General features: G+C 61.2%; 25 protein-coding genes. 10 read left to right on the top strand and 15 right to left on the bottom strand.

Features of this window, described 5'->3' with window-relative positions; genetic code table 11:
- Nucleotides 1-18: 18 nt before the first annotated feature.
- Nucleotides 19-783: an AraC family transcriptional regulator gene (locus ACLD1X_RS19740; protein WP_429370491.1), complete on the bottom strand. Its 765-nt coding sequence runs from the start codon at nucleotides 781-783 to the stop codon at nucleotides 19-21.
- 134 nt (nucleotides 784-917) lie between these two features.
- Here ACLD1X_RS19740 and ACLD1X_RS19735 point away from each other — a divergent pair, with 134 nt between their 5' ends.
- Nucleotides 918-1,733, top strand: coding sequence for a UDP-2,3-diacylglucosamine diphosphatase (locus ACLD1X_RS19735; RefSeq protein ID WP_429370489.1), 816 nt, complete (start codon nucleotides 918-920; stop codon nucleotides 1,731-1,733).
- 146 nt (nucleotides 1,734-1,879) lie between these two features.
- On the opposite strand, the gene ACLD1X_RS19730 is transcribed toward ACLD1X_RS19735, so the two are convergent.
- Nucleotides 1,880-2,470 (bottom strand): HD domain-containing protein, encoded by a 591-nt coding sequence (locus ACLD1X_RS19730; protein ID WP_429370487.1) that lies wholly within the window; start codon nucleotides 2,468-2,470, stop codon nucleotides 1,880-1,882.
- Nucleotides 2,471-2,498: 28 nt separating this feature from the next.
- Nucleotides 2,499-2,810, bottom strand: coding sequence for an Mpo1-like protein (locus tag ACLD1X_RS19725; RefSeq protein WP_429370485.1), 312 nt, complete (start codon nucleotides 2,808-2,810; stop codon nucleotides 2,499-2,501).
- A 160-nt stretch (nucleotides 2,811-2,970) separates the two neighbouring features.
- Between ACLD1X_RS19725 and ACLD1X_RS19720 the strand changes: the two genes are divergently transcribed.
- Nucleotides 2,971-4,032, top strand: a complete 1,062-nt coding sequence (locus ACLD1X_RS19720) for an AraC family transcriptional regulator (RefSeq protein WP_429370483.1) — start codon at nucleotides 2,971-2,973, stop codon at nucleotides 4,030-4,032.
- Here ACLD1X_RS19720 and ACLD1X_RS19715 read toward each other — a convergent pair.
- Nucleotides 3,989-5,443, bottom strand: a complete 1,455-nt coding sequence (locus tag ACLD1X_RS19715; protein WP_429370481.1) for a TrkH family potassium uptake protein — start codon at nucleotides 5,441-5,443, stop codon at nucleotides 3,989-3,991. The genes ACLD1X_RS19720 and ACLD1X_RS19715 overlap by 44 nt on opposite strands.
- 121 nt (nucleotides 5,444-5,564) lie before the next feature.
- Here ACLD1X_RS19715 and ACLD1X_RS19710 point away from each other — a divergent pair, with 121 nt between their 5' ends.
- Nucleotides 5,565-6,131, top strand: a complete 567-nt coding sequence (locus ACLD1X_RS19710; protein ID WP_429370479.1) for an NAD(P)H nitroreductase — start codon at nucleotides 5,565-5,567, stop codon at nucleotides 6,129-6,131.
- A gap of 21 nt (nucleotides 6,132-6,152) precedes the next feature.
- On the opposite strand, the gene ACLD1X_RS19705 is transcribed toward ACLD1X_RS19710, so the two are convergent.
- The 6 genes from ACLD1X_RS19705 to ACLD1X_RS19680 form a co-directional block, all read right to left on the bottom strand.
- Entirely contained in the window at nucleotides 6,153-7,496 is a 1,344-nt protein-coding gene (locus ACLD1X_RS19705; RefSeq protein WP_429370477.1) for a sensor histidine kinase, read from the bottom strand.
- A 196-nt stretch (nucleotides 7,497-7,692) separates the two neighbouring features.
- Nucleotides 7,693-8,142, bottom strand: a complete 450-nt coding sequence (locus tag ACLD1X_RS19700) for a Spy/CpxP family protein refolding chaperone (protein WP_085719073.1) — start codon at nucleotides 8,140-8,142, stop codon at nucleotides 7,693-7,695.
- 151 nt (nucleotides 8,143-8,293) lie between these two features.
- Nucleotides 8,294-8,971: a response regulator transcription factor gene (locus ACLD1X_RS19695; protein WP_007984138.1), complete on the bottom strand. Its 678-nt coding sequence runs from the start codon at nucleotides 8,969-8,971 to the stop codon at nucleotides 8,294-8,296.
- A 7-nt stretch (nucleotides 8,972-8,978) separates the two neighbouring features.
- A complete protein-coding gene (locus ACLD1X_RS19690) occupies nucleotides 8,979-9,392 on the bottom strand; it encodes a translation initiation factor 2 (RefSeq protein WP_429370474.1) in 414 nt (137 codons plus the stop codon).
- 122 nt (nucleotides 9,393-9,514) lie between these two features.
- Nucleotides 9,515-9,814: a YciI family protein gene (locus ACLD1X_RS19685; protein WP_008021382.1), complete on the bottom strand. Its 300-nt coding sequence runs from the start codon at nucleotides 9,812-9,814 to the stop codon at nucleotides 9,515-9,517.
- A 1-nt stretch (nucleotide 9,815) separates the two neighbouring features.
- Nucleotides 9,816-10,412 carry a septation protein A gene (locus ACLD1X_RS19680; protein ID WP_429370471.1) on the bottom strand — a complete coding sequence of 199 codons (597 nt, stop codon included), beginning with the start codon at nucleotides 10,410-10,412 and terminating at the stop codon, nucleotides 9,816-9,818.
- An 87-nt stretch (nucleotides 10,413-10,499) separates the two neighbouring features.
- Between ACLD1X_RS19680 and ACLD1X_RS19675 the strand changes: the two genes are divergently transcribed.
- The 7 genes from ACLD1X_RS19675 (at nucleotide 10,500) to arfB (ending at nucleotide 18,171) form a co-directional block, all read left to right on the top strand.
- On the top strand, nucleotides 10,500-11,363 hold the full coding sequence (locus ACLD1X_RS19675; protein WP_429370469.1) for a PHP domain-containing protein: 864 nt from the start codon (nucleotides 10,500-10,502) through the stop codon (nucleotides 11,361-11,363).
- Between the two features lie 13 nt (nucleotides 11,364-11,376).
- Nucleotides 11,377-12,006 (top strand): L-threonylcarbamoyladenylate synthase, encoded by a 630-nt coding sequence (locus ACLD1X_RS19670; protein ID WP_429370467.1) that lies wholly within the window; start codon nucleotides 11,377-11,379, stop codon nucleotides 12,004-12,006.
- A gap of 60 nt (nucleotides 12,007-12,066) precedes the next feature.
- Entirely contained in the window at nucleotides 12,067-12,825 is a 759-nt protein-coding gene (locus tag ACLD1X_RS19665) for a segregation and condensation protein A (protein WP_172435389.1), read from the top strand.
- An 11-nt stretch (nucleotides 12,826-12,836) separates the two neighbouring features.
- Nucleotides 12,837-13,826 (top strand): SMC-Scp complex subunit ScpB, encoded by a 990-nt coding sequence (gene scpB / locus ACLD1X_RS19660; RefSeq protein ID WP_429370465.1) that lies wholly within the window; start codon nucleotides 12,837-12,839, stop codon nucleotides 13,824-13,826.
- A gap of 295 nt (nucleotides 13,827-14,121) precedes the next feature.
- Complete coding sequence (gene rluB / locus ACLD1X_RS19655; protein WP_429370463.1) at nucleotides 14,122-15,333, top strand: 23S rRNA pseudouridine(2605) synthase RluB; 1,212 nt, start codon at nucleotides 14,122-14,124, stop codon at nucleotides 15,331-15,333.
- Nucleotides 15,334-16,205: 872 nt separating this feature from the next.
- Complete coding sequence (locus tag ACLD1X_RS19650) at nucleotides 16,206-17,627, top strand: amino acid permease (RefSeq protein ID WP_429370461.1); 1,422 nt, start codon at nucleotides 16,206-16,208, stop codon at nucleotides 17,625-17,627.
- A 130-nt stretch (nucleotides 17,628-17,757) separates the two neighbouring features.
- Nucleotides 17,758-18,171, top strand: coding sequence for an alternative ribosome rescue aminoacyl-tRNA hydrolase ArfB (gene arfB / locus ACLD1X_RS19645; RefSeq protein WP_008021374.1), 414 nt, complete (start codon nucleotides 17,758-17,760; stop codon nucleotides 18,169-18,171).
- Here arfB and ACLD1X_RS19640 read toward each other — a convergent pair.
- The 5 genes from ACLD1X_RS19640 to ACLD1X_RS19620 all read right to left on the bottom strand — a co-directional run bounded on the left by ACLD1X_RS19640 (nucleotide 18,168) and on the right by ACLD1X_RS19620 (nucleotide 21,677).
- Nucleotides 18,168-19,367, bottom strand: a complete 1,200-nt coding sequence (locus ACLD1X_RS19640) for an MFS transporter (protein WP_429370459.1) — start codon at nucleotides 19,365-19,367, stop codon at nucleotides 18,168-18,170. The genes arfB and ACLD1X_RS19640 overlap by 4 nt on opposite strands.
- Nucleotides 19,368-19,466: 99 nt before the next feature.
- Nucleotides 19,467-19,652: a hypothetical protein gene (locus ACLD1X_RS19635; RefSeq protein WP_223456427.1), complete on the bottom strand. Its 186-nt coding sequence runs from the start codon at nucleotides 19,650-19,652 to the stop codon at nucleotides 19,467-19,469.
- A 71-nt stretch (nucleotides 19,653-19,723) separates the two neighbouring features.
- Nucleotides 19,724-19,855, bottom strand: a complete 132-nt coding sequence (locus ACLD1X_RS19630; RefSeq protein ID WP_429370456.1) for a hypothetical protein — start codon at nucleotides 19,853-19,855, stop codon at nucleotides 19,724-19,726.
- A gap of 272 nt (nucleotides 19,856-20,127) precedes the next feature.
- Nucleotides 20,128-21,321, bottom strand: a complete 1,194-nt coding sequence (locus tag ACLD1X_RS19625; protein WP_429370454.1) for an amino acid aminotransferase — start codon at nucleotides 21,319-21,321, stop codon at nucleotides 20,128-20,130.
- Nucleotides 21,321-21,677 carry a 4a-hydroxytetrahydrobiopterin dehydratase gene (locus ACLD1X_RS19620; RefSeq protein ID WP_007975310.1) on the bottom strand — a complete coding sequence of 119 codons (357 nt, stop codon included), beginning with the start codon at nucleotides 21,675-21,677 and terminating at the stop codon, nucleotides 21,321-21,323. Before ACLD1X_RS19620 ends, ACLD1X_RS19625 begins: the two co-directional genes overlap by 1 nt.
- Between the last annotated feature and the right edge of the window lie 11 nt (nucleotides 21,678-21,688).

Raw genomic sequence — 21,688 nt, 5'->3', positions numbered from 1 at the left:
CTCGAGTCTGTCGGCAAACTAGCGTTTTTTGTCGCCAGCCTCGCGCCGCAGTTTTCCTGGCGATGCCCCGAACTCGCGCAACACCGCCGCCGCGAAGGCACTCTGGGAGCTGTAGCCGACGCGGCTGGCAATCTCGCCGATGGGCAGCGCCGAGTTGCGCAGCAAACTCACCGCGATGTGCAGGCGTCGGCTGCGGATGTAGTCCATCGGCGTCTGCCCGCATTCGGTCACGAAGCGTGCATGCAAGCGGGCACTGGAAAGGCCGGCCACCCGGGCCAGGTCGGCCACCTGCAGCGGGTACGCCGCGTACTGATCGATGTGTGCATTCAGCGCGGCGTAGGGCAGGCGCCGACCGCCGACGGCGTCGGGCCTGGCGTTGTTGAGACTGGCCAGCAGCAGCACCGCGCCTTGTTGAGCGATCAGCGGATCATCGACCGGACTGTTCGCCAGCCAACTGACCAATTGGCTTTGCCCGGCGTCCAGGGGCAGGCGGCCGGCGTTGTCGAGCAAGCGTCGACTGGACTCGGCGTGATCGCCCAACGACTGGGCAACCCATTGTTCACTGGGTACGTCCAGTACCAGGCAGCGGCTGCCATTGGCGCTGCCACAGGCGTGATGCGCTCCGGAGGGTACCACCACGAAACTCTGCTGGACCACCTGGCTGCCATGGCCGTCGACCTCGAAATCCAGGGCGCCCGAGAGCCCGAACACCAATTGCGCGTGCTCGTGGCTGTGGACGATCAGGTCGTGGCTGTATTGGCGAAGCGTGAGGATCGGTCTCATCGCAGGTCTCCCGGTTCAGGCCGTCAGTCTACACCGTGCGGGCCTGCCAGCGTTGTCACAGGACTGACTTGACGCTGTCATGGACCATTAACCGGGCCGGGGCAGACTTGGCAAAACTTGCCAGAGGGTTGCCCATGACCAGCGCCGAGCTCGCCAAACCCACCCGTAAGCAACGCGTACGGACTTTATGGATTTCCGACGTGCACTTGGGCACCCGGGATTGCCAGGCTGAACACTTGTCGCAGTTTCTCAAGAGCTATCACGCGGACAGGATCTACCTGGTCGGCGACATCATCGACGGCTGGAAGCTGCGCGGCGGCATGTATTGGCCGCAAGCGCATACCAACGTGATCCGTCGCCTGTTGACCATGAGCAAGCGCGGCACCGAGGTGATCTACGTCACCGGCAACCACGACGAATTCCTGCGCCGTTATTCGAAGCTGATTCTGGGCAATATCCAGTTGGTGGACGAAGCCGTGCACGTCACCGCCGACGGCCGGCATCTGCTGGTGATTCACGGCGACCAGTTCGATGTGATCACCCGTTACCATCGCTGGCTGGCCTTTCTGGGTGACTCGGCCTACGAATTCACCCTGACCCTCAACCGCTGGCTCAATCATTGGCGCGCGCGATATGGCTACGGCTACTGGTCGCTGTCGGCCTACCTCAAGCACAAGGTGAAAACCGCAGTCAGCTTCATCAGTGACTTCGAAGAAGCCATCGCCCATGAATGCGTCAAGCGCGAGCTGCACGGCGTGGTGTGCGGGCACATTCACCATGCCGAGATTCGCAAGGTCGGCGAAGTGGACTACCTCAATTGCGGCGACTGGGTGGAGTCGTGCACCGCATTGATCGAGCACTGGGATGGTTCGATCGAGTTGTATCGCCTGGCCGATGCCCAGGCCCGCGAGGCGCAGTTGAAGGCTACTAAAGTCGCCGAGTTGGCCTGACATTCATTCAGCGTTTGTACTGGCTTCTTCGCGAGCAGGCTCGCTCCCACAGTAGATTTGTGATGAACACAATATCTGTGGATGCCGCAAAACCTGTGGGAGCGAGCCTGCTCGCGATGGACCGCAAAGCGGTCCCGCTGGATCTGTCAGGCCGGCGCGTGCTCTTCCATCGCCGCCTTGTAGATCGAATTCCTGGGGTGCGCAAACAATCGCTCCATCATCGGCTCGAAAAAGCTCAATGGCAGCGTGTCGTACGCCGGGTCAAACGCCGCCGCATCATACCTGGCACAGAACTCGACGGTCGCCTGGTACTGCGGATGGTCCTTGAACTGCTCACGCAGATGCCGATCCATGCCCAGGTGATGGAAGAAGTAATAGCCCTGGAATATCCCGTGCTTTTCCACCATCCACAAGTTCTCGGCGCTGACGAACGGCTTGAGGATCGCCGCCGCGATGTCCGGGTGGTTGTAAGTGCCCAGGGTGTCGCCGATGTCATGGAGCAGGGCGCAGACCACGTATTCTTCGTCGCGGCCATCGCGCCAGGCGCGGGTGGCAGTTTGCAGGGAGTGGGTCAGGCGATCCACCGGGAACCCGCCGAAATCACCCTCCAGCAGCTTCAGGTGCGCCACGATCCTTGTCGGCAATTGTCGCGCGTAGGCACTGAAGTCCGCGGCGATGATCGCCCAGTCTTCCTGCGTGCCGTCCTTCATGTGGGTGAAGCGGGCATTGGCATTCATGGGCAACGTCTCTTGTGACGGATGTTAACTAGAACGGAACGCGGCCCAGAACCATGTCCCGGTACATGACAAAATCGCCGAGCAGGCTATAGAAAGGGTGCTGGAACGTTGCCGGGCGGTTCTTTTCGAAGAAGAAATGCCCGACCCAGGCAAAACTGTAGCCCGCCACAGGCAGGGCCCACAACAGCATCCAGGCGCCCCGACCGATGGTCAGCGCCAGAATCAAGATAACCAGGGTGGTGCCGATAAAGTGTAAGCGGCGGCAGGTACTGTTGCTGTGTTCACTGAGGTAGTAAGGGTAAAACTCAGTGAAACTGCTGAAGCGCTTGATGTTTTCCACGACTGCGATCTCTGTGGTTATTGTTCTGACTGCAAGTTGTTCGGCGGGTAGCTTATTTGAGTCTAGAGTGATCAATGGCATCAGCCAGTGACAATAGGCGCCACTTTAATATCCTTCGGTCAATAGCCGCAGCCTGCGGCTCACCATGTAAGAAAACGCCATGAGCGAACGAACGACTTCTGCAAGCTGGGCGATGGGGATTGTCAAAGCGCTGGAGATGGACGGCCTGGACTGCCGGGTTCTGTTCAAACAGCTGGGGCTGGACTACGCGGCACTGGATGATCCGGATGCACGCTTCCCGCAGGATTCCATGACCCGTCTGTGGCAACGGGCGGTTGATCTGTCCGGCAACCCGGCCATCGGCCTGAACATGGGCAAGGTGGTGCGACCGGCGCAGTTTCATGTGGCGGGTTACGCCTTGATGTCCAGCCAGACCCTGGCCGAAGGCTTTCAGCGTCTGGTGCGTTATCAGCGGATCATCGCCGAAAGTGCCGACCTGAGTTTCAAGCTGCTGGAAGAGGGCTACGCGCTGATTCTGACGGTGCATGGCGACCATCTGCCGCCGACCCGGCAAAGCGCCGAAGCTTCACTGGCCTGTGCCTTGGCACTGTGTGGCTGGTTGACCGGACGTACGCTGCAGCCACGCAAAGTGTTGGTGCAAGGCGCCGAGCCGGTCGATCTGCAACCCTATAAGCAAGCCTTCCATGCACCGCTGGTGTTCAATGCGCCCTTCGATGCGCTGATATTCGAACGCGCGGACATGGAAGCACCGCTGCCGACGGCCAACGAGGCCATGGCATTGCTGCATGACCGCTTTGCCGGCGAGTACCTGGCGCGCTTTTCCGAAAGCCGCGTGACCCACAAGGCGCGGCAGGTGTTGTGCCGCCTGTTGCCCCAGGGCGAGCCCAAGCGCGACACCGTGGCGCAGACGCTGCACCTGTCCCAGCGCACCTTGCAACGGCGCTTGCAGGAGGAAGGCACGAGTTTTCAAGCGTTGCTGGACGACACACGGCGCGAACTGGCCGAGCAGTACCTGGCGCAACCGACCATGACCTTGCTGGAAATTGCCTACTTGCTGGGGTTCGCCGATCCGAGCAACTTCTTCCGCGCCTTCCGCCGCTGGTTCGCTGCCACACCCGGCGAGTACCGGCTGCGGCTGCTGCAAACATCTGAAGCGGTCAATGACGCCAAAATGCCGGAATGCACAGCACAAACACCGTAATGATCTCCAGTCGGCCCAGTAGCATGCCGAACGAGAGAATCCACTTGGCGGCATCCGGCAGGGTGGCGAAATTGCCTGCCGGGCCGATGGTTTCGCCAAGCCCCGGGCCGACACCGGACACGGTACTGGCCGCGCCGGTGAGGGCGGTCATCCAGTCCACGCCGAGCAGCGACAACAGCAGCGCAATCACACAGATGGTGATGGCAAAGAAGAACGAAAAGGTCAGGATCGAACGTACGATTTCTTCGTCGAGGCGGTGACCGTTGTATTTCTGCTTGATCACCGCCCGCGGGTGAATCAGCTGGTTGAGGTTGGCCTTGAGCAGGATATAGGCCACCTGGAAGCGGAAAATCTTGATACCGCCCGCCGTCGAGCCGGAACAACCGCCGACAAACCCCAGGTAGAAGAACAGCATCAGCGAGAAATTGCCCCACAGGCTGTAGTCCCCCAGTGCAAAACCGGTGGTGGTCACTACCGACGTCACGTTCAGCGCCACATGCCGCAACGCCTCCAGCCAATGCAGCTGGGTCGTCCACCAATACCAGGTGCCGAGCACCAGCCAGGTCACCAACAGCATGCCGAGCAGGCCTTGAACCTGTTCGTCCTTGATCAGCGCCCGACGGTTACCACGCAACGTGGCGACATACAGGGTGAATGGCAGGGCACCGAGAATCATGATGACGATCGCGACCCAGTGCACCGCAGGCTCCGGCCACTTGGCCAAAGACTGGTCGGAGGTGGAGAAACCGCCGGTGGAAATCGCCGACATCGCATGGTTGATGGCGTCGAACAGGCTCATCCCGGCCCACCAGAATGCCAGGCTGCCGACAATGGTAATGCCGACGTAGGTCGCCACGATCAGCCGCGCCACCATGTGCGAGCGGGGCATGACCTTTTCCGAGCGGTCCGACGATTCGGTCTGGAACAGCCGCATTCCACCGATGCGCAACAGCGGCAGGATCGCCACCGCCATGCCGATAAAGCCGATGCCGCCGAGCCAGTGCAGCAACGAGCGCCACATCAGGATGCCGGGGGACATGGTGTCCAGGCCGCTGAGCACGGTTGCGCCAGTGGCAGTGATGCCGGACATGCTTTCAAAAAACGAGTCGGTGTAACTGATGTGCTGGGTCAGCAGGAACGGCAGCGCGGCGAAGATGCACACCACCAGCCAACTGCTGACCGTCAGCAGGTACATGTCCCGGGGGCGCAGGTGAATGTGTTCCGGGCGACCGGGAATCACCAGGGCCAAACCGGCGACAAAGGTGATCATGCTGGCCCAGAGGAACGACGGCAGGTCGCCGGTGCGGTCGAAAATGACCAGAGTGGCCATGGGCACGACCATGGAGATCGCCAGCGTTATCAGGAAGATGCCGATGATGAAACCAATGATCCGTAAGGTCGGCAACGCCATGAGGTCCGCTCGGCTGATAGGGGGAAGGGCGCCATTCTACCCGCGAGGCAGGGCATGTAAACCGGCACTGCTGCAGCAGTTACAGCTAGAATAGCCGCACAAATTTTTCAGGAGGTGGCCGATGCAGGCTCTCGACGCTTTGCTCAACCGTGTTTCCGTTCCACGACTGATTGACCCTGCACCCACTGCCGAGCAGCGCGAGGTGCTGTTCGGCGCCGCCATGCGCGCCCCGGATCACGGTCACTTGCAGCCTTGGCGTTTCCTGACGGTGGAAGGCGCGGCGCGCGAGCAAATGGGCGAGTTGCTGGCCGAGGCGGCGAAACTTTCGGACAGCGAAGCCAGCGAAGCGGCCATCGACAAGGCGCGCAATGGTCCGCTACGGGCACCGCTGGTGGTGGTGGTGATTGCGCGGTTGCAGGACCACGTCAAGTATCCGAAGTCCGAGCAGTTGCTGGCGGCGGGCTGTGCGGCCCACGGGATTTTGCTGGCGGCCTATGCGCAGGGCATCGGTGCGGTGTGGCGTACCGGTGACCTGGCTTACTCGGCGCATGTGGCCAAGGGGCTGGGCCTGGCGGAGGGGGAAGAGGTGATTGCTTTCCTGTATCTGGGCACGCCGCAGAAAGAACCGCGCGTGGCCGAGAAAGTCGACCTGGCCGAGTTCGTCAGCGCCTGGCCAGGCAAGTTCTGACACTGTAACTCCCACAGGGGGTCAAGGTTGGACAACAGCCCCCGGGACGAGAGGCAACTCCAGGCTGGCAATGAAACCGCCCTCGGGGTGATTGGCCAGCACCAGGCTGCCGCCATGTCGCTCCGCCGCGCGGCGGGCGATGGCCAGGCCCAGGCCGTGTCCGGCCGCTGTCTGCCCCGGTGCCCGATAGAACGGCTCACCGAGCTGGCTCAAGTGTTCGGCACTGACCCCGGGCCCGTGGTCGCGCACGGTCACGACGATCCGCTCACCCTGACGCAACGCCTGCATTTCGATCGGCAGGCCTCCCTCCGGATTGAAGCGCTGGGCATTGCGCAGCAAATTGTCGACGGCCCGCTCGATCATGGTCGGCCAGCCCTTCAGGTTCAGTTGCGACTCCGCTTCGAGGTGGACGAGTTGTTCGGGTGAACCGAGCTGCGCATCCTTTTGCAGGGTATTGAGCAAGGCATTCAGATCCACCTCTTCGGCACTGGCATTGTCGGAGTCGACCCGGGCCAATACCAGGATTTCACTGATCAGCGCTTCAAGGCGGTCACACTCACGGGTCAGGCGCGGCCAGAGCTGTTCCCGTTCCTGCGGGGTGGCCCGTTCGGCCAGCGCCAGCGCAATACGCAGGCGGGCGAGGGGCGAACGCAGCTCGTGGGACACATCCCGCAGCAATTGCCGCTGACTGCCAATCAGGCTTTGCAGGCGCGCGCCCATGCGATTGAAGTCGTTGGCCAGCACGCCAAACTCATCGCGACGGTTGGACAGTTTGACCAGGCTGTTCTGCTGATAAGTGGTTTGTCCCAGGTCATGCACCGCTCCGCGCAAGCGGCTGAGCGGGCGAGTGATGGAAAAGGTCACCAACAGGCTGAACAGGGTCAGCACCACCAGGGCGATGCCCAGTGCGCTGAGCGGCCAGAGCAGGCTCTCGCGGTGCCAGGCGTCCAGTTCCGGGTGTGGAATGCGGTAGATGAACAGGTAGGTGTCGCCGGTTTTTTCGCTGGTGAACTCATCGGTCAGGCGCCGCCATGGCAGGCGTCGGTCTTCGTTGTTCTGTCGCGCTTCAAACGCCGCCGCACGTTTCGGGAAGGTGCCGCGCACGACCGGATCGCCGCTTTCGTTGAGCACCTGAACGTCGATGTGATACTGGCGTTTGCGTTGCTGGAGAATGTCCTGGGCGGCATCTTCGCCCTGACTTTCGTAGGTTTGCGTCCACTGTTCCGCCAGCGTGTTGAGGCCCGGGTGACGGCTGAGAATCCATGCGTCCTGATTGAGCATGTGCCCGAGCAGGATGGAAAGCCCTGCAACCAGAGCGATGGCCAGCCAGAAGCTGGCCAGGATACGCCAGAACAATGAACGCACGGAAAATCCTCGAACAAACGCAAAATTCTATGTAGGAGCGAGCTTGCTCGCGAAAAACGAACGGACGACACGTGCTACCTGATGCCGCGCGTTATCGTTGACGTCCATCGTCGCAGCGCCGCCCGGAGCAAGCTCGCTCCTACAGAAAAAACATCAAACCCGACGGTATTCAGCCGTCGGGTCCGGGGTCAGCGCATTATTGCGCTTTTTGCGGTTGTTGCGCTTTCCAGGCTTTGAACTCAGCCCACTCGGCGCGACGTTCAGCCTGTTTTTTCTGGATCTCGTCGAATTTCTTCTGTTGATCCGGTTTCAGCACGGCGCGTACGTCAGCTTCGGCTTTCTGGTGCTTGGCCGCCATTTCGTCTTTCATGGCTTTCTGGTCGGCTGGCGAGAGTTTCTCCAGGTACTTCTCGACCAGTTGCTTACGCTCGTGCATCTGCTCGCCCATGATCTTGCGGATCTGCTCGCGCTGTTCGCGGCTCAGGTCCAGTTGACTGTACGGGCCCTTGCCGTGCATGCCGTGCATCTGACCGCCGTGGCGCGAACCGTCCATCGGCCCATCCATCGGGCCAGTGCCTTCAGGCATGGCCATGGCAACGGTCGGCAGGGCAGCAGCGAACATCAGAGCGATAAGAGTCTTGCGCATGGTGTATCTCCTTGTCTCGTTCCCGGTACGTTCCGGATGAGTACAGATTACGCAGATCAAGGTCAGCGGCGGTCAGCGGAGCGTAAAGCTTGGGTAAAGACGGTTTTCAGCGATCCTGACAAAACGTCCGGGTGGCTGTAGGAGCTCGCTCCTACAGGCTGTAGTAATAACCGCGGCTGCGCAGGGCAACGATGCGCGGTCGGCCATCGGGGTGTGGGCCGATCTTCTTGCGCAGGTTGCTGACGTGCATGTCCAGGCTGCGGTCGTACAGGGTCAGCTTGCGGCCGAGGGCGATCTGCGCCAGTTCCTGTTTGTCCAGGGGCTCGCCGGGCTGCTTGAGCAGGGCTTCGAGCAGGCGGCTTTCGGAAACGGTGAGGGTGAATTCCTGCTCGTCGATGCTGACCACCCCGCGCACCGGGCTGAAACACAGGTCGCCCAGCTCCATCTGGCTGGACACCGCCGCCGGGTGGCTGCGACGCAAGACCGCACGCAGGCGGGCGGTCAGTTCCCGTGGATCGCAGGGTTTGGCCAGGTAATCGTCGGCACCCAGTTCCAGGCCGAGGATCCGGTCCAGGGGCTCGCCCCGTGCCGAAAGCATCAGCACCGGCAAATCCGGGTGATCGCTGCGCAACTGCTTGAGCAGTTCCAGCCCGCTGCCATCGGGCAACATCACATCCAGCACCACGGCTGCGGGGGCGGTTTCGGCCAATGCGCGGCGTGCGCTCTGGCCGTCGTGGCAGGCACGCACCTGAAACCCTTCCTGGCTCAGCCAACTGCTCAGGAGCTCACACAGCTCCTGGTCATCATCAATCAGTAACAGCTCGCTCATGACTCACTCAATTTAGCCATTGTCGACGTTTTCGACTTGCTCCACTGGCGAAGATACCGCAGAGCAGAGCCAATAGCGCTACCCCGGCGCCAACGACAAACCATTGTTGCTGTTCGGTCAGCAGGCGCGGCAGCGGGCTGCTGGCCTGGGCTTCCTTGAGTTGCAGCTTCAAACGCTGGTTCTCCTGGCGCAACCGGGCCAGCAGCGGGCTTTCGCGTTCGCCATCGGCAGTTTGCAGTTGTTTGTTCAGTTCTTCCCGTTGCCGTTCGCTTTCTTTCAAGCGTTGCTGCAACTCGGTTATCTGGCTGCCGGCGCTCAAGGACAGCGGGGTCGAGTTTGCACCCTCGGCGTTTTCTTCACCGTGGGCGGGCGCCACGATCGACAACGTGACCAACATCAGACACAACGGACCCTTGCGCATCGCGACTCCTGATTCCAATACGAGTATTGGGCAGGTTGTCGGCCGGCAAACGAGAATAATGAGCGATTGAGAACGCGATGAACCGACAAGGTTCATCGCGTGGGGGCATTACGGGAAGAAATTTACGGCAGGACTTGCTTGAACGGCTTCACCAGAACGTTGGCGTAGACGCCTGCGGCGATGTACGGATCGGCGTCTGCCCAGGCCTGGGCGGCGCTCAGCGAGTCGAATTCGGCAACGATCAGGCTGCCGGTGAAACCCGCCGCGCCCGGATCATTGCTGTCGACGGCCGGGTGCGGGCCGGCCAATACGATGCGACCTTCGCCCTTGAGCGCTTGCAGGCGCTCGAGGTGCGCAGGCCGTGCGGCCAGGCGGGCTTCCAGGGAGTTGGCGACGTCTGTGGCAATGATTGCGTAAAGCATGTCAGTCCTCGGTTTTTGGCGTAGTGGTGTCGGCATCGTGCAGATGGCGGGACAGGTAGATGCCCTGGCCGACCAGGAACAGCAAAGTCATGCCCAGGCTGCCGAAGACCTTGAAGTCGACCCAGTAGCTCTGGAAGGTGAACGCGACAAACAGGTTGGCGGCGCCGCAAAACAGGAAAAAGGCGATCCAGGCGATGTTCAGGCGCGTCCAGACCGGCTCCGGCAAGGTCAGCGCGTGGCCCATGATGCGTTTGATCAACAGGCTGTCACCGACGAAATGGCTGCCGATGAATGCCAGGGCGAACAGCCAGTTGACCACCGGAGCTTTCCACTTCAGGAACGTCTCGCTGTGGAACGCCAGGGTCAGGCTGCCGAAGACCAGGCAGGCGATCAGGGTCAGCCACTGGCTCTTCTCCAGCTTGCGCTGTTTGATGAACAGCGCGCCGTAGACCACCAGGGAACTGACGATCAACATCGCGGTGGCGCTGTAAATACCGCCTACAGTGAGCTCATGGCCGGCGATGTCGACGACCCGCGGATCGGTTTTGAAGACGATGAAAAACAGCAGGAGCGGGATGAAATCGATGAATTGTTTCACAGTGGCAGCCAGAAGCAGGATGTGGCGGCATAATAACAAACATATGGGCGCGCGATAGCGCCAGCTGATTTGAGGTTACAAAGCCCTGTGAATGTTGATTTGCACTGCCATAGCACGGCCTCCGATGGCGCCCTGGCGCCTGCGGTTCTGGTGGCGCGGGCGTTCGAGAAGGGCGTGCAAGTCCTGGCCTTGACCGATCACGACACCCTTGAAGGCCTCGACGAGGCCCGGCACGCGGCGACCGCGCTGGGGATGCAACTGGTCAATGGCGTCGAGTTGTCCTGCACCTGGGGCGGCGCGACCATTCATGTCCTGGGCTACGGTTTTGACGTGAACGCCGCGCCGTTGGTCGAGGCGATCGCCAAATTGCATGATGGCCGTTGGCTGCGCTCCGAGGAAATCAGCCGCAAACTGGCATTGAAGGGCATGCCGGGGGCGCTGGAAGGCGCCCGCGAGATCCAGCAGGAACTGGGTGACAGCGGTAACGCGCCGGCCCGCCCGCATTTCGCCGACTGGATGGTGCGTGAAGGTTTCGTCAAGGACCGCGCCGAGGCGTTCCGCAAATGGCTGGGTGCCGGCAAGCTGGGCGACGTCAAGCAGCATTGGCCGACCCTGGAGGAAACCGTCGAAACCCTGCGCGCGGCCAAGGCGTGGGTCAGCCTGGCACACCCCTGGCACTACGAATTCACGCGAAGCAAGCGTCGTCGCCTGATTGCCGACTATATTCAAGCAGGGGGCCACGCCATCGAAGTGGTCAATGGTTACCAGCCTGCCGAGCAAGTGGGCAGCCTGGCCATTCTGGCCCGCGAATTCGGTCTGCTGGTCAGTGCCGGCAGTGATTTTCATGGCCCCGGAGGCTGGTCGGAAATCGGTGAATACCGGCCACTCCCGGAGGATCTGCCACCACTATGGTGTCGATTCAAACATGACCCAGTTATTGCCGCCGTCTGAACAGGTAGAGAATGTGAGTCAATTTTTCCAGATTCATCCGGAAAACCCGCAGGTGCGCCTGATCAAACAGGCGGTCGAGATCATCCGCAAGGGCGGGGTGGTGATTTATCCCACGGACTCTTCCTACGCCATTGGTTGCCAGATCGGCGACAAAAACGCCGTGGAGCGTGTTCGGCGTTTGCGCGGGCTGGATGACAAGCACAACTTCGCGCTGATTTGCAGCGATCTGTCGCAATTGGGTCTGTTCGCCAAGATCGACACTGGACTGTTTCGTTTGCTCAAGGCCCACTTGCCGGGGCCGTACACATTCATTCTCAACGCCACCCGCGAAGTGCCGCGACTGTTGCTGCACCCGAAAAAGCGCACCATCGGCCTGCGGGTGCCCAGCCATCCGATCGCCCTTGCGCTGCTCGAAGAGCTGGGTGAGCCGCTGATGAGCGTGACCCTGATCATCCCGCCCGACACCGATCCGATGACCGACCCTTACGAGATGCGCCAACTGCTCGAACACCAGGTCGACCTGATCATCGACGGTGGTTTCGGCGGGATCAAGGCGTCCACCGTGATCAACCTCGCCGACGGCGAGCCGGAAGTCATTCGCGTTGGTTGTGGCGACCCTGCGCCGTTCATGGTCGAGGCCTAGATGTCCGCAGTAGAACCCGTCGACAGTCAGGCCGGAGCCCAGCAGGAACTGCCCTTCGCCATGGTCTATGGCCAGGCGGTCATGGAAATGCCGCTGGACCTGTACATCCCGCCGGATGCCCTCGAGGTCTTTCTCGAGGCGTTCGAAGGCCCGCTCGACCTGTTGCTGTACCTGATCCGCAAACAGAACATCAACATCCTCGACATCCCGGTGGCGGAAATCACCCGCCAGTACATGGGCTACGTCGAGTTGATGCAGTCGGTGCGCCTGGAACTGGCCGCCGAGTACCTGGTGATGGCCGCGATGCTGGCCGAGATCAAGTCGCGGATGCTGCTGCCGCGGGCCGAAACCGTCGAGGACGAAGAGGAAGACCCGCGCGCCGAACTGATCCGTCGCTTGCAGGAGTACGAGCGTTTCAAGGCTGCCGCCGAAGGCATCGATGGCCTGAGTCGCGTCGGTCGCGATGTCGTCGTGCCCAAGCTTGATGCCCCGGAGGCCCGGGCACGCAAGCTGCTGCCAGACGTACGCTTGTCAGAGTTGCTGTTGTCCATGGCCGAGGTGTTGCGCCGTGGTGACATGTTCGAAAGTCATCAGGTCAGCCGCGAGGCGCTGTCGACCCGCGAACGCATGAGCGATGTACTGGAGCGCCTCAAGGGCGGTGGCTTTGTGCCGTTTGTCGAGCTGTTCACCGCTGAAGAAGGGCGCCTGGGCGTGGTGGTGACCTTTATGGCGATCCTTGAACTGGTCAAGGAATCCCTGGTCGAGCTGGTGCAGAATGAGCCATTTGCCGCGATCCACGTGCGAGCCCGAGCCGAATAACGAGTTGAATCATGAACCTGACTGAACCCCGCGAGCTGGCGCCATTGCTTGAAGCCTTTCTGTTGGCCTCGGGAAAGCCGCAATCCCTGGAAAGCCTGTTCGAACTCTTCGAAGAAGGCGAGCGCCCCGAGCCGCCGGTCTTCAAGAAGGCCCTGGCGATTCTGGAGAAGTCCTGCGACGGCCGCGCCTTTGAACTGAAGGAAGTGGCCTCGGGGTATCGCCTGCAAATTCGCGAGAAGTTTGCGCCGTGGGTCGGGCGCCTGTGGGAAGAGCGCCCGCAGCGCTATTCCCGCGCCATGCTGGAAACCATGGCCCTGATCGCCTATCGCCAGCCGATCACCCGGGGCGAAATCGAAGACGTGCGGGGCGTGGCGGTCAACAGCAACATCGTCAAGACGCTGATGGAGCGCGAGTGGATCCGCATCGTCGGCTACCGTGACGTACCCGGCAAACCGGCGATGTTCGCCACCACCAAGGCATTCCTCGATCACTTCAACCTTAAAAACCTCGACGACCTGCCGCCGCTGGCGGAACTGCGCGAACTGGAACCGGATCCGGTGCTCGATTTCGACGACGCTCCCGTACCCGCCAGCCTGCAAGAGTTGGCCGACGCCAGCGCCGAGCCGGAAGAGCCGAAGGAAGAAACCAGTTTCCACACGCTGTTGCTGGAGCTGGACAGCATGGAGGAGGGGCTCAAGACCGACTTCGACGACTTGCTGCGTGATGGCGCTTCTCCTGAGTTCGATCCGGAACAGTCGGTTATCGAGCCGGAAGTCGAAGCGGCTCAACCTGAGCCTGAACCGGAAGGCGAGCCTGAGTCGGAAATTGAACCGGAGCAGGAAGACGACATCCTCGGTGTTGCCCAGGCCCGGGAAAAACTGTTGGCCGCTGTAGCTGCTCTCGAACAGCCGAAACCCGAAACGGAGTTGTCGGACGAAGAGGCCGAGGCCCAGGCCCTGGCCGAAGCCATCGAGGCCGAACGGCGCCAATTCGAGGACTGATGCGATTCTTGAATATTGTGGAGATCCATTGTGGGAGCGGGCTTGCTCGCGAAAAGGGCGTGTCAGTCGACATCTTTGTTGGCTGACCTGACGCATTCGCGAGCAAGCCCGCTCCCACAGGGGGATTGTGTTCACCGCAAAACTGCGAACCACCGGCCGGCGGAAAAGCAAATAACCTTGCATCGATCAGCTAGTCTCTGATGCGCAAACGCCCTCATGCGCGTATGATTCGCGACCCTTCGGCGATCCCTTCGCCAAAGTACCCAGTTTCCAGACCACACCGGGAGGTGCCCAGATGAGTATCAAAGACCAGCAAGACGACCAGCCAATCGGCCCAGCAGGCGAAAAACTGCAGAAAGTCCTCGCCCGTATCGGCGTCGGCTCGCGCCGTGACGTGGAAGCCTGGATCAGCCATGGCCGGATCAAGGTCAACGGCAAAGACGCCACCCTTGGCCAGCGCGTCGACATGCATGACGCCATCACCATCGATGGCAAGGTGATCAAGCGCGAAGAGGCCGCCGAATCGGTCCGCCGCGTGATCATGTACAACAAGCCCGACGGCGAGATCTGCACCCGCGTCGACCCGGAAGGCCGCCCTACCGTATTCGACAAATTGCCGAAGCCGAAGGAAGGTCGCTGGATCAACATCGGCCGCCTCGACATCAACACCACCGGTTTGCTGATGTTCACCACTGACGGTGAACTGGCCAACCGCTTGATGCACCCGTCCTACGAAATGGATCGCGAGTACGCCGTGCGTGTACGCGGTGAAGTCGATGACGAGATGATCGAGCGCCTGAAGGCCGGTGTTGTCCTCGAAGACGGTCCGGCGCGTTTCACCGACATCCAGGAGGCACCGGGCGGCGAAGGTTTCAACCACTGGTACCACTGCGTAGTGATGGAAGGTCGTAACCGCGAAGTACGTCGCCTGTGGGAATCCCAGGGCCTGGTGGTCAGCCGTCTGAAGCGCGTGCGTTTCGGTCCGGTGTTCCTCAACTCTGACCTGCCGATGGGCCGCTGGCGCGAAATGAGCCAGTATGAAGTCGACGTCCTCAGCGCGGAAGTCGGCCTGACCCCGGTGGCCATGCCGCAACTCAACGCCAAGAGCAAGGACAAGCTCGACCGGATGCAGCGCAAGTCGTCGCGGCCGATGGCCAGGACCGAACGTGTACGCACCCTGCGTCCAGCGAATGGTGGACCAGCAGCCCCGCGTGAAAACCGCGAGCCGCAGATCGAAGGCGAGCGCCCAGGGCGCAAGCCTGCAGCGCGTCAGGACGGCGAACGCGGTCCACGCACGCCACGTCCGGCCAATGGCCGTACTGAGCGTGGTGAAGGTCGTGGTACGCCGGTAGCCGATCGTCCGGCCGACACCAAACGCCCGGCCAAGCCTGCGCCGAAGCGTCCGGGGATCAAGCTGGTCGACGGTGACACGCCATCGGGCAAGCGCCGTGGCGCACCGGCCGGTTCCGGCCAGCGTCCTGGCTTTGGTCGGCGTAAGCCGGAGTGAGGCAGCGGTAAGCTGCAAGTGACAAGTTAAAAACGCCAACCTTCGGGTTGGCGTTTTTTTTGGCCTGGCTTTAGCGATGGGGTGTTTTCAAGGGCCTCTTCGCGGGCAAGCCCGCTCCCACAGAGGTTGTGGTTGTTCACAAAATTGCGTGTACACCTCCATACCCTGTGGGAGCGGGCTTGCCCGCGAAGGCGCCAGTCGCAGCACCACAATGTCCAAAGTGGAAAGCCAGAATTACGTGGTGTAAAGAAAACATGACGAAATCCACGGATTAACCCCGTGGATTCGCCACTCTCTGGATTCCGTAAGAAAACACTTACACATCAGCGCCTTCCTTCCTCCTTCCCGCCGTCTGGCCCGCTTGTTTCACCGCTCCATGCAGGGTGTCATGCGCGCCATGCCTGTCGTGCAGGTGCATAACAAAAAGGAGGCGCAATGAACGCCGCAATCCGTTTCCATCTCTCTGCGAGAGGCGGTTTTCCTGCCTTTCCCGTCGATGATCCGCAAGGATCTGACCTCTTTTTTGCAGCCGCCCGAACCTCTCGGGGCGGACACAGGCAATCCCGGCCATAGACGCGCTTGTCCAGCGGGTCTGGCAGCAGGGGGTTACAGGTGTACAATGCGCCGCGTTTTACCTGTGACCTCCTGCGCACCAGCGCAAACCTCAAGGCTATCCGCCTTGTTCACTCCGTCGCGTCACGAGCGTGTCGGGTTCGATTTCGTCACAGATAAAAACAAACAGGTGACGCATGACCGTTGTAAATACGCTGAACTCCTGGTGCTTGCGCTGGGGTTTGATCGGTGCCGCTTAACGGATTTCCTGAGCAGCAACGTCTACTGAACATCATCAAACCTTGCGTGAGACCCTTTTCATGAGTGGACAACACCCGCAATCAGGCGAGCTGAAACGCGGCCTGAAAAATCGCCACATTCAATTGATCGCCCTCGGTGGCGCGATCGGTACCGGCTTGTTCCTCGGCTCGGCCGGGGTACTGAAGTCCGCCGGCCCGTCGATGATCCTCGGCTACGCCATCTGCGGCTTCATTGCGTTCCTGATCATGCGCCAACTGGGCGAAATGATCGTCGAAGACCCGGTGGCCGGCTCCTTCAGCCATTTCGCACACACTTACTGGGGCGGCTTTGCCGGCTTCCTGTCGGGCTGGAACTGCTGGATCCTGTACATTCTGGTAGGCATGTCCGAGCTGACGGCTGTCGGCAAATACATCCACTACTGGGCGCCGGACATCCCGACCTGGGTATCTGCCGCCGCCTTCTTCGTGCTGATCAACGCGATCAACCTGGCCAACGTCAAGGTGTTTGGCGAGGCCGAGTTCTGGTTCGCGATCATCAAGGTCGTGGCAATCGTCGGCATGATTGCCCTGGGCAGCTACCTGCTGGTCAGCGGTAACGGCGGCCCGCAAGCCGCGGTGAGCAACCTGTGGTCCCATGGCGGCTTCTTCCCGAACGGCGTCAGCGGCCTGGTCATGGCCATGGCCTTTATCATGTTTTCCTTTGGCGGCCTGGAAATGCTCGGTTTTACCGCAGCCGAAGCCGACAAGCCGAAAACCGTGATCCCGAAAGCCATCAACCAGGTGATCTACCGGATCCTGATTTTCTACATCGGCGCACTGGTCATCCTGCTGTCGTTGACCCCGTGGGACAGCCTGCTGACCACCCTGAACGCCTCGGGTGACTCCTACAGCGGCAGCCCGTTCGTGCAGGTGTTCTCGATGTTGGGCAGCAACACCGCTGCGCACATCCTCAACTTTGTGGTCCTGACCGCGGCGTTGTCGGTGTACAACAGCGGCACCTACTGCAACAGCCGCATGCTGCTGGGCATGGCCGAGCAGGGCGATGCGCCGAAAGGCCTGGCGAAGATCGACAAGCGCGGCGTGCCGGTGCGTTCGATCCTGGCCTCGGCAGCCGTGACCCTGATCGCGGTACTGCTGAACTACCTGATGCCGCAAAATGCGCTGGAACTGCTGATGTCGCTGGTGGTGGCCACCCTGGTGATCAACTGGGCGATGATCAGCTTCTCGCACTTCAAGTTCCGCCAGCACATGAACAAGACCCGGCAGACGCCGCTGTTCAAGGCGCTGTGGTATCCGTACGGCAACTTCATCTGCCTGGCGTTCGTGGTGTTCATCCTCGGCGTGATGCTGTTGATTCCCGGGATCAATCAATCGGTGTACGCGATTCCGGTGTGGCTCGTGTTCATGTGGGTCTGCTACGGCATCAAGAGCAAGCGCAGTGCGCAACAGGTCATGCACGCTGCCGGTGCTTCGGTGAAGTAAACGCAGAGTGCAGTAACAACCAACCCGGCCATGTGCCGGGTTTGTTGTTTTCATGGCCCACGGGTTTATCAGCGCATGCTGATTACCCCTTTCGCGGTATCCTGCACACTCTGAACACGGACGCTTTTCCATGCTGGTGATTTCCAACAACGTGCATCTGCCGGATGCCGAGATCGAGCTGACGGCCATTCGCGCCCAGGGGGCGGGTGGGCAGAACGTCAACAAGGTCTCCAGTGCCGTGCACCTGCGCTTCGACATTCCGGCGTCGTCCTTGCCCGAGTTCTACAAGGAGCGGCTGCTGGCACTGCGCGACAGCCGCATCACCAGCGACGGTGTGTTGATCATCAAGGCCCAGCAGTACCGGACGCAGGAGCAGAACCGCGCCGATGCGTTGTTGCGGCTGACCGAGTTGATCCTCAGTGCCACCAAGGTCGAGAAGAAACGCCGTCCGACCAAGCCGACCCTCGGCTCGAAGACCCGTCGCCTCGAATCCAAGAGCAAGCGTGGCAACATCAAGGCCGGGCGCGGCAAGGTCGATTTCTAACGGGCGTCCCGTGCTTCGCGTTGCTTCGGTGCCTGCCGGTACAGGTAAACGCTCAGCATCAATCCGCTCAACGCGGCAAGGGCGGCGAACAGGAAGATCGAAGCGAAACCGAACCCGGCCGCAATGGCCCCGGCGACCGGTCCGGTGATCCCCAGTGACAGGTCGATGAACAGCGAGTAGGCGCCAACGGCTGCGCCACGGCTGGAGGCCGGTACCAGGTTGACCGCTTCCACTCCGAGTGCCGGAAACACCAGCGAAAAACCGAAACCGCTCAGCGCCGCCCCCGCCAGCGCCCAATGCGCATCCGCTGCCAGCCACAGCAACAGCAATCCCAGGGTTTCCACCGACAGGCAGGCAATGGCGACGCGAAAGCCGCCGAGGCGATTGATCAGGTTGCCGAACAGCAAGCGCGCGCCGATGAAACAGGCACCGAACAGGCTCAGGCACAGCACGGCGTTATCCCAGTGTTGCGTGGCGTAATACAGGGTGATGAAGGTGGCGATGGTGCCGAAACCGATGGAGCCCAGGGCCAGGCCGCAGCCATGGGGGAACACCCGCCCGAGCACGTGCATGAACGGCAGGCGCTCACCGGCAACGATCGGCGCGGCGGTTTTCGGCCAGGCCAGCAGCAGGCCGAGCACGGCCAGCAAGACAATACTGACGCCCATGCTCCACAAGCCCAGTTGATGGACGATCAACACACCCAGGGGCGCGCCGACGGCCAGAGCGCCGTAGCTGGCGATACCGTTCCAGGAGATGACTTTGGCGGTGTTCGCTGCACCGACCCGGCCGATACCCCAGCCAATCGAGCCCGAGCCCACCAGGCTTTCCGCGCTGCCGAGCACCAGGCGGCCGATCAACAGGCTGATCAGGCTCAAGGTCGGCAGGCTCTGGGTCCAGGCCGAGATCAACATGAACACTCCGCTCAGGCCGCAGCCGGCCAAACCGTACATCACTGCCAGTTTGCTGCCCTTGTTGTCGATGATCTTCCCGGCATAGGGGCGGCTGAGCAGGGTGGCCAGGTATTGCACGCTGATCACCAGGCCCGCGATCACCGCACCGAAGCCCAGGTCGCTGTGGACGTAACCGGGCAATACGGCGAGGGGGATGCCGATGTTCAGGTAGCCAATGAAGGTGAAAAGGACGATGGATACGACTTGCAGCGTGACCGCCAGGGGGCGCTGGTTTTCAGGCATGGGTAAAGGTCCACGGTAAAGCAGGATAGATAGGTTGCTTATGATAGCGGTGTGGACGGTCGCAGGTTATGAAAAAGTAAAACTATTTGCCGGGCGGTGTCATTCGGGTTTGGCGGGAGCGACCAGCTGGGTGGTGACCAGGGCGGCCAGCGCATTTTCCTGGGTGCCGAAGCGGGCGAGCAAAGCGGCTTGTTTCTCGGGGGAGAGGCGATTCCAGATTTCGATCATTTTCTCGGCAGTGCCGATCAGGACGCTGGCCTGTGCTTCGCTGAATTCGTCGGTCATTGTCAGGCTCGTTTCAGGCAGTGTGGAAAGCGTATGTTAGCGCTTTCCACACGGTCTGTACGGCGGGTGTTTCAGTCTTTGCGATCAGCCTTGCGGCTGTCAGTGGCTTCTTTCGGCTCGGGCTGTCGGGCTCCGGCTTGCTGCGTGGGCGTCTGCTCAGGTACGTGCAGGCTTGGGAAGGGGAGATTGGGAATCTCGTGCATGGGTGCGCTCCTCGCTAAGTCTGTTGATAGATCTGGTAGATCCGCGCTTTAAAAAAGCCTTGGCAGGATACAGCACTGAAAATGACAAACAGACTTTTATATCCATTTGTTTCGACGGATGGGATTGTCTAGACAGGTTGAAACAACTGTAGGAGCGAGCTTGCTCGCGAAAAACGTCAACGATAACGCGGGGGTGCTTGATACCCCGCGGTGTTCTGGCGTCCATCGCGAGCAGGCTCGCTCCTACAGAAGGAAAGGCAAGTAACCGAGGGTTACTTGCAGACGCTGGCAATCGCCTCGGCCAGCAGGTCCAGGCGTGTGGCATCAATGCCTGCAACGTTGGCCCGGCCGGAGTTGACCATGTACACGCTGTGGTGCTCGCGCAGTTGCCTGACCTGATCCGGCGACAGGCCGGTGTAGGAGAACATCCCGCGTTGCACGCCAATGTGCGCAAAGCGCTCGCGCAAACCATGAGGCTCCAGGGCCTCCACCAGGCCGCTGCGCAGTTGGGCGATACGCAGGCGCATGCTTTCCACTTCGTCAGCCCAGAGATTTTTCAGTTCCGGGTCGCCGAGGATGGTCGCGACCACGGCCGCGCCGTGATCCGGCGGCGTCGACCACAGGTTGCGGGCGATGTTGGCGAGCTGGCTGCGGATGTCGGTGAGCTTGTCGGCGGTTTTCGCGCAGACAATCAGCGCGCCGGTGCGGTCGCGGTACAGGCCGAAGTTCTTCGAGCAGGAGCTGGTGATCAGCAGTTCCGGCAACTCGGCGGCGAACAGTCGGGTCGACCAGGCATCCTGCTCCAGGCCATCGCCGAATCCCTGATACGCGAAGTCGATCAGTGGCAGCAGTTCACGGCGGCGCACCACGTCCAGCACCCGGTGCCAGTCGTCGTGGGACAGGTCGAAACCGGTCGGGTTGTGGCAGCAGGCGTGCAGCAGGACCACGTCACCCTTGGGCGCTTCATTGAGCGCAGCCAGCATACCGTCGACGTCGAGGCGGTTATCACTGCCGACGTAAGGGTAGTGGCTGACCTTGACCTTGGCGGCCGCGAAAATGCTTTCGTGGATCGGCCAGGTCGGGTTGCTCAACCACACACCGCGCCCCGGCAGGCACTGGGCGATGAAGTCCGCGCTCAGGCGCAGCGCACCGGTGCCACCAGGTGTCTGGGTGGCGCCGGCGCGTTGTGCGCTGATCAGTTTCGAATCGGCGCCCAGCACCAGTTCATTGATGGCCTTGCCGAACGCCGGTTCGCCGTGGCCACCGATATAGGTCTTGGTGGCTTGACGCTCCACCAGGCGTTGTTCGGCAAGTTTCACCGACTCAAGAATCGGTGTCAGGCCCTGGGCGTCCTTGTAGACGCCCACGCCCAAATCGAACTTGCGCGGGTTCGGGTCCTGCGCATAGGCCTCCATCAGGCCCAGAATCGGGTCGCCAGGTACTCGACCGATGGCGTCGAAATGCATTATTTGCGGCCCTCGGCGTCCTTCGCCACTTCGTCGGTGCGCGCGGCCATGATGAAGTCGTTGCGGTGCAGGCCCTTGATCGAGTGGCTCCACCAGGTCACGGTGACTTTGCCCCACTCGGTCAGCAGGCCCGGGTGGTGGCCTTCGGCTTCGGAGATTTCACCGACGGCGTTGGTGAAGGCCAGGGCATGTTTGAAGTTCTTGAACAGGAAGACCTTTTCCAGCTGCATGATGCTGTCGCGTACTTCGATGTTCCAGTCCGGGATCTGCTTGATCAGGATCGGCAGTTCTTCATCGCTGACTTGTGGAGCGTCGGCGCGGCAGGCTTCGCAATGGGCTTGGTTCAAAGTGGACATGGTGTGGTTCC

Origin of the sequence: Pseudomonas sp. 18173 (genome assembly GCF_050432945.1) — a bacterium.
In the GTDB taxonomy this organism is placed as follows: domain Bacteria; phylum Pseudomonadota; class Gammaproteobacteria; order Pseudomonadales; family Pseudomonadaceae; genus Aquipseudomonas.
The sequence above is the reverse complement of the archived record's forward strand: the minus strand, read 5'-3'. Positions and strand labels throughout refer to the sequence as shown.